Below are 14578 nucleotides of genomic sequence, written 5' to 3'. Positions count from 1 at the left end.
TAGAATTCATCCCGACTTTGCTCTCGCGGAATCTACCTCTGGGCATCATCGTCGGCAGCAACGAATTCCATCGTGAGGACAACGTCAGTCGTTTTGAAATCTGGTCGGGAAAGCTTGATAGACCTATTGACCGGTCAGTCCAAGGGTCGCCTACCCAGTTCATCTGCGATCATTCAATCCATCATGGCCTACATGTAGTATCCGAGGCCTTACGAAACGCTGATTGAAGTGCTATCTCTTTCATATGGAAGGTACGGGTTATTGGCGTGAACAAGAAGATTACTGCCAGTCAGCGCATTGGCGAAATCGGGGAGAAGGCGGCTAATCTTCAATTCTTGCGAATTGGGTTCCAATTCGATGGGCGTTCACGGCTGGAAGCGGGGATAGACGGCATCGCTGAGGTGATGGACGATGATCAGCCGACAGCGAAGATGATTGCCGTTCAGGTCAAGGCTACTGAGCGTGGCAGCTATGTCGGCGAGACGGACGCCGGTTTCACCTATCGTGTCCGCGCTTCAGATTTCGACTACTGGCGCGGCTCCAACCTACCCGTGATCCTTGTTCTCTACAGGCAATCAGATGACACGTTCTTCTGGAAATCGCTCGAAAACCTCGTTGGCGAGGCCGAACGCACATTGCAGTTCGACAAGGAGCGCGACGTCTTGGACGGACGTGCGAAGAATCACCTCGCTGCCCTGACCGTCGCCAAGCAAGGACACGGTTACTACGTCCCGCCACTTGGGGGAGGGGAGGAAGCGATCATCAACATGGTGCCATTGCAGCTTCCTGAGGAAATCTTCGTCGCACAGACACAGCTCTCTACCCAGAAGGCGCTCGCCCGGATGAATAAGGTCCGGGACGGCCAGCGGTACGATTGGATGGTCGATGAAACCTCGCTTTGGACATTCTGCGACCCACTAACCACACCCGTTCGCGACCTGGTCGAACGGGATCAGGTCGAACGGATCGAAACCGACTTTCTGGCACAACACGACGCAGTGGATCAGCAATACAAATTTGCGGGTCTGTTGCGACATACTCTGGGCCATGACTTTCGGGATTTGCTTGGATGGGACCGAAAGAAAAAGCAGTTCTACTTCTTGCCAACACCTGGAGGCGTCGCGCGCAAGTTTCGCTATCTTGGTGCGAAGCAGAAGACACAGGCAGACGTTGTCAGCGTCTATCAGAAGTCGAAGGGGGAGGGGCCCATCGACTATGTGCGGCACCATTCATTCCATCCCCGGTTCGAGCGCTTGGCGGACCAATGGTACCTGATCATCAACCCATCCTACTATTTCACTTCGGATGGAGAGCGCGCGCTCAACTATCCGGATGCCTTGTTGTCCGGGAAGAAGCGCCTCGACACAAACAACACCGTTCGAGGCCAGGTGATCATGTGGCATCGATTGCTGTCAGGTATGGAATTTGAAGATGCCGGCGAACTGCTGGCACCCGACACCAAGACGGATCGTATCATCAAGTTTGGTGACCCGCCTTCCATCGAACTGCCAAAGAGTGTGCCCGAGGACGTGTGGGGCGCGAAGGCGCAGAAGTCGAAGAAGCCGTCCGGCTCGAATGAACAAGGCAGCTTTGACCTATGAGCGACTTCAAGACAAAGATCTTCCCGGAGCCTGAACTGGAATTTGGTGACCAACACCATCATCCTGATCCACGATTGGGGTTGCTACAGGCGGGCCCGTTGCAAACGAACCTGGGGGACACGATCAAAGTCGGCGTTGTTGGCAGCGCTCTGACCGTCGAAAAATCAGGCGAGTTTCTGAATGCGATCGAAGATGGGTTCGAGGGTAAGACCGAAAAGCACCCGAACCTGCACCCGGACTTCCCTGGGTTGAGAAACCAGAACCCCTATCGGTGCCGGTTTGAAATGGTGGCTGCCGAAGATGGAGTGCTGACGAAAGGTCAGATCGAGAAGATTGCCAAGGAACCGAGCGATGCGCGTGCTGTGGAGATAGCCGTCGACGCAGTTATGGCGCAACTGGAAAAGTTGGAGGCGCATCATGAACGGCCGGACGTGGTCATGGTTTCTCTCCCTGTCAAGTTGATCGAACGGGTCTGGAGAAACGAGCGGGCGCGCGATGACGAAGGTATAGAGGGCGAAGCGGCCGACGCGAAAGCTGGCAGAGAAACCTCTCCGAACTTCCGTGGCTTGCTCAAGGCCAGAGCGATGGACCTCAGATTCTCAATTCAGATTGTCTGGGAGGATGTCATCAACCCCGATGCCAAGATCCCTCGCAAGATCAAGGAGAACTCTGACCGCCAAACCCAAGATCGAGCTGACCTCGCATGGAACCTCATGACGACGCTCTACTACAAGGGCAGCGGCAAGGTGCCCTGGCGCAGATTGCCGGAAGAAGGCGAGTTCACCGCCTGTTACATTGGCATCAGCTTTTTCAAGGATGCCGAAACCGACGAGATATGGACCAGTGCTGCGCAAATGTTCGACGAGCGGGGCAGAGGGTTCATTCTTAGAGGCGGTCCTGCGCAGTCAGAGTCGCGGGGTCGCCACCCGTTCCTCACTATCGATGAGGCTCACAAGCTTACCGAGAGCGCCTTGGCCGCCTACAAGTCGGTCCATAGAACGATGCCGGCACGCGTGATCGTCATGAAGACGTCGCGCTTTCGCGAGGACGAGGCCGAGGGTGTTGGCAAGGCGCTCGACGAGGCAGGTGTGGAACTGCGCGATCTCGTTTGGATTCATGAGAGCTATTCAGTCAAGGTGCTGCGCGACGGCGACTTCCCTGTCCTCCGCGGCACCTTCGTTGAACTGGACGGCAATGGGCTGCTCTATACCAACGGCAGCATTCCCTACTATGGGACCTATCCTGGCCTCTATGTCCCGAACCCCCTGTTGCTCTGTCCGCACCCGCAAAGCGAGAGCACGATCGAACAGATTGCGAAGGAAGTTTTCAGCCTCACGAAGGTGAACTGGAACTCGACCCAGATGAACCAACGCTTGCCGATTCCGATCCGAGCAGCCCGTAAGGTTGGTGACGTGTTGAAATACGTTCCCTCGGGGCAAAAGGTCAGCAGTGACTATCGGAAGTACATTTAGAAGCTGCACACGGAGCACGCCGTCGGCTCCGTGGCTGCTGTTAAGAGCATCTGATCGTCGATCCTCGAAGCTCCCAAGTTTCCAGCGGATCTTTTTTCGGCAAGTGACTTCTCTGGCGTTTGATACATAAAAGAACATCACGCGCATGCCTTGATGTAGAATTCTACATCAATCTTGAAGTCTGCTTCAGTGAGTGATATGTTTATGAATATCATAGATGGCAAACGAAGCAGCAAGATAGATCATGAGTTACGCAATAGAGCACATCGCAGAGTCGCTCAAAGCCGCGCGGGAACGCAAAGGGATCTCTCAGCGCGCGCTCAGTGCGAAGGCTGGGGTTCCACAGAGCCACATCTCCAAGATCGAGAACGGGGCGGTCGATCTGCGTCTGTCCAGCCTGGTCGAGCTTGCACGTGTACTTGATCTGGAATTGACTCTGGTCCCGCGCAAGAAGCTGCCTGCCGTTCGGGCGATCATTCGCGGTGATGATGATGGTCACCGTGACGTTCAGAGCGCGCGTAAGGCGACGAACCTATTGCAGCGCCTTGATGACCAGATAGCAGCGCTTCCCAGTGAAACGCTCTCTGAGATTGTCGTTCAGGAGTTGCAGCGCCGGGCGCGCGAATTGATGCACTTCAAGCTTTCAGCCGATGATGTTGTTCAGTTGCAAGAAGCGTCTGCTGCCATGCAGGAGTTCCTGAGCGATCCGCGCAATCTGGAAGCGGTCGAGCAGGCGCAGAGCCAGTTGCGCATGCTGCGCAACGCACTCGCCCATGGGGCGGGTGTATCTGCACCATCCTTACCGCGTCCGGCCTATCGTCTGGATGGTGACGATCATGGCTGATGTCAGTGTCCTTGAAGTCCTGCTCTACGGAGAGCCGATAGGTACGTTGACGCGGGTCAGCGGTGATACCTCGCTCTTTGCTTTCTCTGAAGGCTATGTCGCCGATGCGGGCAGGCCGGTTCTGAGCCTCGGTTTCAAGAATGAGCTTGGGGAACTGACCACTGATTTCGGTACGCAGAACATGCACCTGCTGCCCTTCTTCTCCAATCTTCTGCCCGAAGGTCACATGCGAGACTATCTCGCCGAGCGCGCGGGCGTGAAGCCCGTCCGTGAATTTTTCCTGCTCTGGGTTCTCGGCGAGGACCTTCCCGGTGCGGTCACTGTTCGGCCCGCCGATGGTGAGGCGTGGCCCCCCGACGCTGATGATGGTGAAGATCATCACGATGATCATCGAGATCAGGCGCTGAGGTTCTCGCTGGCAGGCGTTCAGTTGAAGTTCTCGGCTTTGGGAGACAAACAAGGCGGTCTTGCGATTCCGGCCAAGGGGGTCGGCGGCTCCTGGATCGTCAAGTTGCCAGCGCAAGGCTTCGATGCTGTCCCCGAGAATGAATTCTCGATGATGACGCTCGCGCGTCTCTGCGGCATGGATGTTCCGCCGATAAGGCTGATCGATGTTGCCGACATCGGCAACCTGCCCGAGGGCATGGATAAGGTCAGCGGTCAGGCGCTGGCGGTCGAAAGATTTGACCGTCTAAGTGATGGCAGCGCTGTTCACATTGAAGACTTCGCGCAGGTCTTTCGCGTTTATCCCAAGGACAAGTACGAGAAGGCAAGCCAGCGCAACATCGCACAGGTACTGGCCGCTGAATGCGGAGAGGCCGACATCGCCGAGTTTATCCGGCGGCTGACTTTCAATGTGCTGATCGGCAATGCCGACATGCACCTCAAGAACTGGTCGCTGATCTATCCGGATCGTAGGCAGGCAGCGCTCGCGCCGTGTTACGATTTTGTTTCGACCATTGCCTACATAGACGACGACAAGGCGGCGCTCACCTTTAGCCGCACCAAGAAGTTCTCCGGGTTCTCGAAGGACGAGCTGTCGCACCTGGCTGCAAACGCCGGTTTATCCGAGAAGCTGGTTCTGGGAACCGCACGCGAGACTGTCGCGCGCTTCCATGAGCACTGGCAGGCCGAAAAGGGAAACCTGCCGCTGACCGCGGATGCGATCAAGGCGATCGAAGCCCATTTGCACACAGTGCCGATAGCGTAGGGGATTGGCAGAATGGCAGAGAGTTTTTCGAACCGGCACGGCTACCGCAGCGCAGCCGCGGAGATAACCGTTCACGAGGACGCGCCCGAAAACCTGCGCTATGCGATCCCGCTGATTGGGCAGGACATCGGCATGAGCCCGTCCGCCATGCGCCGGATCATCTGTCAGGTGTTGCTCGTCCCGCCTGACCGGAACAACTGGTCGGAGCACCCCAACATCTGGGAAGAGGTCGTTGGGCTACTTGCCGACTGTCCTTGGTACAAGGTCTATGACATTGCTGAAGCGTTCCATACGGCACTCGCGCAAGGGTTCAACGACAATGCAAGCAGGTTCGATGGCCGGCTGAACCAGTTTTTTGTCGAAAATGGCATCGGCTGGCATATGAACGACGGCCAGATAGTCTATCGCGGCTCCGAAGCATTTACCGGCGCGACACAAGAGGCCGTCGAAATCCTCGAACATACCGGGCGCAGTGCCGCCGCACGCGAGATCCACGAAGCGCTGCGCGATATTTCTCGGCGGCCAGAGCCGGATGTGACCGGGGCAATCCAGCATGCCTGCGCAGCGATGGAAGCGACCGCGCGGGATCTGGCCGGCGATTCCAAAGCAACATTCGGCCAGCTTGTAAAGCGATTGGACCTTCCAAAACCTCTTGATACCGCAGCCGAGAAACTGTGGGGCTATGCGTCCAACAACGCTCGTCACGGGTTGGAAGGACAGCAGGTTGATACGCCAGAGGCCGAGCTGGTTGTCAGTGTAGCCTGCGCGGTCTGCACCTATTTGGCCAAACGCGCGGTGATATAGCGGCCCGAACAGTCTGATGAAGTGACTGGGATTTCAGAGATACTGGAGCAACGCAGAAGGCCGACACTTAATTCACAGGACCGGTTCAAAATCAGTGCGATCTCAGGCTGGAAAGACCTTCTAGGTTCTCCGGTGGTGATTTGAGCTCAGAAGCTTCTCCAAATTGATGAAAATCCGTAGGTAGAAGACGCCCATCGAACAGATTAAATTCACCTCCTTGTCTGCGACCAATCTGACGAGTCTAAAATCGCCCGACATTTCGCCGCATAGACCGGATCGATCTGACCGGCGAACGCGATCAGGCCCAACAGATGTTGGCGGAGGCCTTCAACGGAGGCGAATCCGCGCCGCGCTGCATGTTGAACCGGCCCCTGATCGGGAGCGCTTATGTGATACAGGTGCTTTCGAAGCCGCGAGCGGAAATCGCGGGTCAGCTTCGGCGTGTCTCCGTCCACCAAAAGGCCGAGCACGACTTTCCGTGCTCCCGGAGAAACAATCGTCGTCTTGGATTGGTTCGGCGCCAGTCCTCGAGCAGCCAGGGTCTCATAGACTCGCCCTACCAGATCATGTGCGCGGGATCTTCCAAACGACTTTCGTGTCGTTGAAAAGGTGAGATCGTCTGCATAGCGCGAGTATCGGACGCCGAAGGTCTTCGCGATAGCAGTCAGTCTTTCATCTAGGTCGCGCACTGCGAGATTGGCCAACATTGGACTGGTTGGTGCGCCTTGCGGCAAGACGCCAAGCAGGTCTCGTGGATAAAGCGATGTCAAGGACGAGTGCCGAAACTTGGGCGTTCGTCGCTGAGGCAAGACAGCAGTATCGTTGCGATGTTTGTCGCGGAGACGGGTGCACAAGCGCGCAAGCTCAAACGCGACCAGCGGCTGGTAGCCCCGCTCCAAAAACACCCGATGCACGTCGATTTCAGTCAGCGATTCGAAGAAGTTCCGCAGATCAATCTTGACCATCCAAACTGCGCGGCAGTGGCGCGCCGCGGCCTGGGCCAACCGAGACCCTGGTGCAAACGCCGTGCTCGCCGAATGGCAGGGTGCGTGGCGCAGGACTTCGGACGCGATCCAAGTCTGGACTCTCAGCAAGGGCGGCTCAGGCACGGCAATTGTTCGATAGCGCGGAGGTTGGCCCGGGATCGGGCGCTTGCGGATCGAGAACTCCCGATAAGGGTCCGCATCCTGCCTTGAGGCATATGTTTTCAAAATACCGACATCGACGCCCGCCAAATGCCCCAGATGGCCAAGGGTGAGGATCGGCGGGCCGGGACTTGGCTGCCGCAATGTGTGTTCAGCTGTCGCGATTGCATTATTGAGGATGGATTCATCCACTCCTGCCGCAAGGCCTTCGGCGAAGTAGCGTTGAGAGTTCCACGTTCGCATCTACTATCCACCCTTCAGGGTGAGCTTGATCGGATCGCAAGTCAGCCTACCGCTGCGGCGACCGCAAGGTCGTGCGGTTCGATCAAGTTGAGCATCAAGCGAAAGCTTGACCGTGAGCCCATCGCAATCGACGGCCCAGGCATCACCTCCTGCGGGCAGGACGTGACACCAACGGTGCCGGTCGTTACCCCGGCAACCACTAGACATCGCGTGGCGCTCTCAACGCATTCGGAAAGTACATCGTGTCGTCGCCTTGGGGAAGGGGGCTCTTGCGGTCTTGGCGAATCAGTCGTGACGCAACCATCCGCCCTCGTTCGGTCAGTTGATGCGACGCGTTTATCCAACCCCAACCTTTCAAGCGGTCAAGGATTTCGCACACATCATCGATGTTCATGCCGAGACGACCCGATATCGCTTCGGAATGACGGGGAGATCGGCGCAGTGCAGACAGGATGATCGTTTCCAAGCTCGTCGGGCGCAGAATTGCCCCGGTATCCGACGCCTTGGCAGACGCTTCAATACGCGCTCTTTCTTTCTCTGGCGTGTGCGGTTCTTGGTAGGGGGAACCAGCTGTACTGGATGCACGCTCCGGTACCAGCGCCGACCATCTTCTTGCATCCTTCCAGAACATCGAAGGTGCATTGTTCGGCATGCCGTGATCAAACGCCAAAAGCGCCCCCACTTCGCCATAGCCCAGGGGTTTGGACCCTGGTGGCGCATAGCGACGACACAGCTCTTCCATCCGCCTGACTTTTCCTCGGGGAAAGACCGTTTGAATTGTTGGGCATCGTGTCACCAAGCTGACGGTGGGCGATGAGGCGTGATCCTTTACGCGTTCGACCCCAGCTTCTGTCCCTGCGTAGGCCACCACTTCGAAACAAAGGCCGGAATGACTGCGCCTCGACCACCAGCTGCGCACTGTCCGCAGCCTCCATGCGGCATTGAGATAGTTGATGACGCGATCTCCACTTCCGATGAAGTCCGTTACCAGAACGAACCGGCGCGCGCGCTTCTCGCGAATTATGTCGGCCCCAGGGTTGAGAAGGATCGACCTTCGATGGCGCTTGTGCAACTGGGTCAGGACGTTGGCGACAACCCCTTCACTGCCTATTTCTTCGGCGACCTGTCGCTGACGAGGCACCAGCGGCGGTCCGACGCGGCCATATGCGCGCACAGTCTTCTTCCCTTTTTGAATTTTACTCGCGCGGGACGTCTCGGGAAACAAACGGTTGGGTTGCCCTTTCCATTTCTTACGCTCTGTTTCGTTGTAAAGCGCCACGGGGTTGGGACCGATCCTCAGGCGGTCTTCAAGGACCCGCGTCAAATCGCGGCGAAAAGCATCACCAGGGACAAGCCGGATGAGGGACGCGAGGATCGCGGCATCCGCCCGGTCCGCTTCTTCGAATTGATCCACCCATGCTTTCACCAACGGCTGCATGATGGTCGAGCTTGTGGTCACGTCGGTACCTCGATCTCAGTTCTTCAAAATGGTTGCGAGGTTCGCCATATGGATCGCGCGCCAAGCCAGCGTCAGGAGTCACTTTAGACCGCGACACTCTTTCGCCCAAACGAACATCGCACCGACGGCAGCATTGGCTTGCTGCACGCTGAACACTTCCGGTTCGAACGCGCCGGCCCATTGCTTTGTATCACGATATTCCGGGTGGCGTTTGTCGGTCAGCGCGTCGAGAAACTCTTCGTAAGAGTAGGGCCCTCCACAGTCCTCTGGCGGGCACGCTCGCGCTCCGGCAACACAGGCGGGAAAGTCCAGATCTGGTCTTCCGGTTGGTTTGCTAACCTTCTCGACAGTGACGAGGTGCCGCCAGCCATCGCCGAAATCATAAGTGTATATGAACTGATTGCCTTTCTTGACCAGCTCGCCAAGAGTAAAGCTCTTTTCGTCCTTCCGGCCATCGTTTGGGTCCCAGCTGTCGTCACTTTCGTCGCGGGCCTCGAACCTGTCTTCGCCAATCTCGAATTCATGCAAATGATAGTCTTGCCAAGGCATAGCGCCCTGGAGAACGGAATGCAGGATGTCCAAGCTGATGTCATTCGGCACGAGGATCCGGCGCCAGATGGGTGGTTTGATGCCAACAAGTTCGATTTTCAGCTCAATCAAAATGTGTTCCGCCTGTCTCAATGGCCCTGCCGTTGAAGTAACTTTTGATTCTTAAGTTGAAGCATTCAAGGGGAACATTGGCCCCTCCTGCCCTTTGGTCAGGACCGCGCCCTACTCGGTCGGCTGCACGCAGCCGCCCGCCCCGAGCTGAAACGCCGCCTCTCGCTGCGACGTGCTGCTGGCGGTGCAGTCTCCTCCGGAGCCAGCCCGGCCAGCCGTCGCATGGTCGTGGCAACGCTTCATCTCGGCCGTTCCGGTTACGGTCGCTTGGGCGGGCGCGTGACAACATCGATCTCGTATCTCGCGTCTCGGCCGGTGTTGCTCCTTGCTTTGCCGGACGTGCCGTGCCGCCCCGTCATCATAGGTCGCAAACGGCGTTCTACGACCGCCGGATTGCCTTGACCGCAGCTGGCATCAGGCCGGTGATGGTCGTGCTGCGCGGATCGCACGTTACGGGGTGCCGTGGAGGGACCGTTCGAAATCCGGGGGGGGCGGAACGGTGTCGAGGCTTCGACGATCTCCCTGCAGCTCTTCCAGACAACACAGATCGGGTTGCCACGGAAACCAGCCGTCGCGGCACGTGAGGCAGGGTCAGCAAAGCTCTGACTGGCCGGGATGCGGCTCGGTGCGAGAGGACAGAAATATCGCCACCACAGGCATTTCTCTCATTCGGTTGTTCACCCTCCTTTCTTCGCGGCCACCGCACTTCTCCTGGTGTCTGAGTTGCATGACATGCTGGTCGCAGCTGTCGACCCGTCCACAAAGGTTGTCGCCGATCTTTTTCCCCTGTCCCTGCGGGCCATTCCGCGCGGAGCAAATAGACCGGCGCCTGCCCCTCTCCGCTACGCTTCGCCTTCGGTGTGACCGGGCCTTGGCCAGCTGCAAGGTGACCATCATTGCAACGCAAACAAGGAGAAGAGCAATGACCACGAACTGCATCAAATTCACCAGCGCCGACATCGAAACCGCCAAGGGCGTCGGCTCCATCTCGACCCTGACCTTCGACCTCGACATCACGGTCGAACCCGTCGCAAGCGCGAACCCGATGGCCCCCACGCACCGTGTCCTCGGACGCTCCCCGCGCGGCAAGCTTGTCGAGTGCGGCGGCATCTGGAAGAAGCAGAACAAGGAGACCGGCGCCGACTACTACACGCTGACCATCCGCGACCACGGCTTCAACGCCAACCTCGGCAAGGCCGCGAACCAGGACGATCTGTCCCTGCAGGCCGTGATCCCCTGGGGCCCAAAAGACGCCGCCTAAGCCAAAGGCCAGACCGCTCCGGCGGTCTGGCTTTTTCTCGTTCCGGGGGAATTTGCCCTCGACCGGTGCACTATCGGTGTCCGAAGAACGCGGCATATTTCGGAAGCGGACGCAGAGGCGGGTCGTCAGACCGGATAGGTCGCGGGCGCGGCTTCGATCTTTCAGTTCAGTGACAGCGTGGATCACGCGCGATGGAGGCGGAACCGAATGACCGCAGGGAGAACTGGGAGCCAACTGAGCGAGCCAAGCGCACCTCTTCCGTCGGTCGAACAACCCGCGCCTAGGTCGTCTTGGCGAAGCTACCAGGGGCGCCGAACTCACCCTGTGCCGCGAGGGTGGAAGTCGCAAATCAACGTCATGCATCCCGGGGCAACGTCTCACGCCAGAGTCACCGCCGCGCGCCTTTCCGTCGACCTGTTGGCCTTAGAGATCGCTAGCCCGGGGTCGAGCGGCCGGCAACGCCGGGGGCAGGTTTCTGGACGGCTGGCGCCTTGAGCGCTGCGGGGCATCGCTCACAACAAACCTGCCCCCAGCGTGCTCCATTTCATTCCGCCCCGTGCCGGGTGCAGCCCGCTCTCATGCCCCCGGTCTTTTCCACGATCCGTCCAACGACGATCAACGGAAAGGATCACACCATGACACTCGAACAATCCATCGACCTCGCCGAACTGCAAGCCGACATGGCTTTCGATGCCTACCTCGCCGCCTTTGATGAAGACGCCCATCCGGAGACACTCGACAGCCTCGAGACCGAGGCTCTGATCGCCCGCAGCCGCTACGACGATCTGCGCAGTCAGGGACTGGGTCACTGACCCAGACACCCCTGCGGGTCTTCGGATCCGCAGGGGTCTGACACTGATCCTTACCAACATTGTGACGCCCCAAACGGGCGTGACACGCGCCATCCCGCGCGGGCCGTTTTCGTGTTTCTGGCGCCCGATCCGTGACCGGCTCGGGCGCTCGGTTTGCCTGACATCGCGTGCTGCTCCAGCGCAAGTTTCAGCAGATTTATTCGACCAGATTGTCGCGCATCGATGAGGACGGCACCGCTCCATGTCGCGCTGCCCAGCGGTCTTGAGTGCACCTCATCGCAAGCAAAAAAACACATCATGCAAAACGTAATATTGCGCAATGTGATGTATTGAAGTATAAGCAAAAGAGAGAAGGAAGACGTTGGCAGGATATGGCCAATGTTTGCACATTTTGTCCGAGGGGTCTGTGATGGGCGTTTCCCGCAAAGCTGAATGCTCCGCCGCACGCGAACGCGATTGCGAGCAATCGCTGCCTCGCGCGCGTTTGCGCATGCATCTTTTCCCTGGAAGCGGGAGAACGTCCTAGTGCCGAGGCCAGCGAAAAACCTGAAGCTTGAGCAGCGCATCGAAGTGGCAAAGCGCTTCGCGGCGGGCGAGAGCGCCAAGGACCTGGCGGCGGCGTTCGGCATCTCCCCGCGCCACGTGAACCGGCTCGCGAAAGAGGAGGCGGGCGAGGGCATCGCGGTGCGCGATCCAAGCGAGACGGTGGCCTTCCGGGCGAGCCGATCCGAGCTGGACGCCTTCGATGCGGAGTGGCGCGAACGGGGCTTTGCCAACCGATCACAGGCGCTCAATGCGGTGCTGCGTGGACGGTGCGGGTTCCTTGATATACCCCGTGATCTGGTCTCGGAATTCTGCGCCGCATGGCGTCAGGCGAAGGATATGAGCGACGCCGGACTGGTGCTCGCCAAGGCGGTCCATCGCGGTCGGCTGGAGGTCTCGGAGGCAGACCGCGCGGTGCTGATCGAACTGCTCGATCTGGCGCAGTCGATGAGTCGTGAGATGGGCCAGATGAAGGATGCGGCGCAGGCGCTGCGTCATCAGGAATGGCCGCAAAAGGAAGAAGGGCAGGAGGCGGAGAACGAGATCCTGGAGGATGACCCGCGCGCGATCGAGCGCGGATTGAGGCTCGTCAGGAATGGCTGATCCGCTCGCCCTCTACACCTCGGTCATGGGGCGGCTCTGGGAGGATGAGCGCATCCGGGGCCAGGCCGCGGCGCGGATCGACGCGCGGTTGGCGGGGCGTCGGCAGGGGCGGAGTTTCGCGCGCGTTGGAACCATGTCGGCGCGCAACGCGCTGAAAGTAGCCTCGGGTCAGAGCCGAGCGGCGGTGTTCAAACGGATCCGGGCAGGGGGCTGCAAGACGCGTGCTTCGCTTGGGGCGCAGATCTCCTACATCAATGACAAGGCGGTCTACACCTATTCGACGATGACCAACGCGCTGACCGATGCGGCGGTGCTGTCTGAGGAACAGAAAGAGGACATCGTCGAGGACTGGGCCGGGACCTGGCGCGGCTCGACCAAGCTCGGGTTCACCTCGCACATGCTGCTGTCCTTCCCGACCGACGTGACGGTCGATCAGGTTCGCGACATCGCGATAGACTGGACCGAGCATTTCTTCGAGAGCGGCGAATACGGCGACCAATGGGACTATGTCCTCGCGGTTCATGACGACCGGGCGCACAAGCACGCGCATATCATCCTGAACAATCGCGGCGTCGAGAAGGGCACCTGGTTTTCGTGTTGGGCCGAGGGCGTGATGTCGCCGCAGCTCATGCGCGAGAAGCAGGCTGAAATTGCGGAACGCTATGGCGTGATGCTTGATGCCACCACGCGGCTCGAGCGCGGCATTTTCGAGAAGCCCGCCGGGATCGAGGAGATCTACCGCGCCAAGGAAGAGGCTCGCCTGCCGCGCGAGATCGTCATGACGGCCCAGGAAACTGCCATCGCGCAGGCGCAGGTGGTGGGCTTCGCCAAGGACTACAAGAACCTCGCGGATCTGCTGGACCGGATGGACCAGCGCCACATGGCGCGCGCCGTGCGCGGCATGGCGGACGGACTGGGCTCGGGCACGCCGTGGAACTTCACCGAAGGAGAGATAGACATGAAGGACATCAAGACCGTCGGTGATGCGATCGACTATTCCGAGCGCACGATCGAGGCGCTGAGGCTCAAGGCCGAGGAACTGGACCCGGCCGAGCGCGCCGCGTTCGAGGCCAAGGCCGCGCCGATCATCGCGGACCTCTCGCAGATGGTGCCGGACCCGGAGTTGCGCGTGCGCTTCGGCAAGCAGCTCGAAGAACCCTATCCGCCGGGGGCGGGCAGTGAGGTTCTGATCGCCGCGCTGCAGTCGGGCAATGACGAAGGGCTGCGTGACGTGCTCGAGCGGGCCGAGGAGGTCGGGATGGATAGCGAGGAACTGGTGGCGCGGATCAGTGCCGGCGGCACGCGGAACTACGGCATGGCACAGGACTGGGTCGAGCGGGACATGAACGCGGTGCTGGCCAAGGACGGTCTGAGCGTGGAGACCGCGAGTGACGACCAACTCGACGCCGCGCTCGAGAAGGTCGACGGCGTGATGGACGCGCTGATGGAACGCGCCAAGGAACTGGGTGTCGAGATTGGTCGGACCCTCGCGGACGAGGAAGAGGCGACGCTGCCGCTCATCGACGAGGACGACCGGACGCCCAATCCCTACCTGCAGGACCTCGCCCACATGTTGCGCGACGGCAAGCTCAGCGAGGAACAGGAAGAGACGGTCGAGCGGACCCTGCAATCCGAGCTCTTCAAGGAGTTGGGCGAAGAAGGCTTGGCCGAGCTTCGCCGCGGCAACTACGAGGTGCTGGACGCGGCGCTGCCGAGCAAGCTCGATCAGATCACCGTCACGCAGGAGTTCCTTGAGATGACGTTTGAGGAAACCGGCGATCAGGTCTTCACCGACCGCGCTGCCGGGTTGCAGCAGGATAAGGCGACCGAGGTGGCGCGATTGCGCGGCCAGCAGGAGGTGCAGGAGTTGGGGCGTGATCTCGGTCGGGACCGCGGTCTCGATGACGAGATGGAATTCTAA

At 59.3% G+C, this 14578-nt stretch carries 12 protein-coding genes; 9 read left to right on the top strand and 3 right to left on the bottom strand.

Annotation, left to right across the window (positions count from 1 at the left end; genetic code table 11):
* Positions 1–266 precede the first annotated feature (266 nt).
* The 5 genes from AC5SSZ_RS12700 to AC5SSZ_RS12680 all read left to right on the top strand — a co-directional run bounded on the left by AC5SSZ_RS12700 (position 267) and on the right by AC5SSZ_RS12680 (position 5931).
* Entirely contained in the window at positions 267–1601 is a 1335-nt protein-coding gene (locus AC5SSZ_RS12700) for a DUF4365 domain-containing protein (RefSeq protein ID WP_008335641.1), read from the top strand.
* Positions 1598–3073 (top strand): argonaute/piwi family protein, encoded by a 1476-nt coding sequence (locus tag AC5SSZ_RS12695; protein ID WP_008335638.1) that lies wholly within the window; start codon positions 1598–1600, stop codon positions 3071–3073. Before AC5SSZ_RS12700 ends, AC5SSZ_RS12695 begins: the two co-directional genes overlap by 4 nt.
* Before the next feature lie 244 nt (positions 3074–3317).
* A complete protein-coding gene (locus tag AC5SSZ_RS12690; RefSeq protein ID WP_008335637.1) occupies positions 3318–3917 on the top strand; it encodes a helix-turn-helix domain-containing protein in 600 nt (199 codons plus the stop codon).
* Positions 3910–5127 carry a type II toxin-antitoxin system HipA family toxin gene (locus AC5SSZ_RS12685; protein WP_027246249.1) on the top strand — a complete coding sequence of 406 codons (1218 nt, stop codon included), beginning with the start codon at positions 3910–3912 and terminating at the stop codon, positions 5125–5127. Before AC5SSZ_RS12690 ends, AC5SSZ_RS12685 begins: the two co-directional genes overlap by 8 nt.
* A gap of 12 nt (positions 5128–5139) precedes the next feature.
* On the top strand, positions 5140–5931 hold the full coding sequence (locus AC5SSZ_RS12680) for an AbiJ-NTD4 domain-containing protein (RefSeq protein ID WP_008335632.1): 792 nt from the start codon (positions 5140–5142) through the stop codon (positions 5929–5931).
* A 209-nt stretch (positions 5932–6140) separates the two neighbouring features.
* On the opposite strand, the gene AC5SSZ_RS12675 is transcribed toward AC5SSZ_RS12680, so the two are convergent.
* The 3 genes from AC5SSZ_RS12675 to AC5SSZ_RS12665 form a co-directional block, all read right to left on the bottom strand.
* Positions 6141–7319, bottom strand: coding sequence for a reverse transcriptase family protein (locus tag AC5SSZ_RS12675; protein ID WP_050772053.1), 1179 nt, complete (start codon positions 7317–7319; stop codon positions 6141–6143).
* Between the two features lie 199 nt (positions 7320–7518).
* On the bottom strand, positions 7519–8778 hold the full coding sequence (locus AC5SSZ_RS12670) for a phosphoribosyltransferase-like protein (protein WP_139199595.1): 1260 nt from the start codon (positions 8776–8778) through the stop codon (positions 7519–7521).
* A gap of 78 nt (positions 8779–8856) precedes the next feature.
* The gene (locus tag AC5SSZ_RS12665; protein ID WP_200813253.1) at positions 8857–9438 is read right to left on the bottom strand and encodes a plasmid pRiA4b ORF-3 family protein; all 582 of its coding nucleotides are present in this window, start codon (positions 9436–9438) and stop codon (positions 8857–8859) included.
* A gap of 922 nt (positions 9439–10360) precedes the next feature.
* Between AC5SSZ_RS12665 and AC5SSZ_RS12660 the strand changes: the two genes are divergently transcribed.
* The 4 genes from AC5SSZ_RS12660 to AC5SSZ_RS12645 all read left to right on the top strand — a co-directional run bounded on the left by AC5SSZ_RS12660 (position 10361) and on the right by AC5SSZ_RS12645 (position 14578).
* Positions 10361–10699, top strand: a complete 339-nt coding sequence (locus tag AC5SSZ_RS12660; protein WP_008335621.1) for a DUF736 domain-containing protein — start codon at positions 10361–10363, stop codon at positions 10697–10699.
* A 635-nt stretch (positions 10700–11334) separates the two neighbouring features.
* Complete coding sequence (locus AC5SSZ_RS12655) at positions 11335–11511, top strand: hypothetical protein (RefSeq protein WP_165198475.1); 177 nt, start codon at positions 11335–11337, stop codon at positions 11509–11511.
* 525 nt (positions 11512–12036) lie between these two features.
* A complete protein-coding gene (locus AC5SSZ_RS12650; protein ID WP_008335612.1) occupies positions 12037–12657 on the top strand; it encodes a helix-turn-helix domain-containing protein in 621 nt (206 codons plus the stop codon).
* Entirely contained in the window at positions 12650–14578 is a 1929-nt protein-coding gene (locus AC5SSZ_RS12645) for a relaxase/mobilization nuclease domain-containing protein (RefSeq protein ID WP_008335610.1), read from the top strand. The genes AC5SSZ_RS12650 and AC5SSZ_RS12645 overlap by 8 nt, the downstream gene beginning before the upstream one ends.

The sequence above is a fragment of the Phaeobacter sp. CC-HEC084 genome (assembly GCF_059429255.1).
This window is presented reverse-complemented; position numbering and strand designations above follow the sequence as displayed.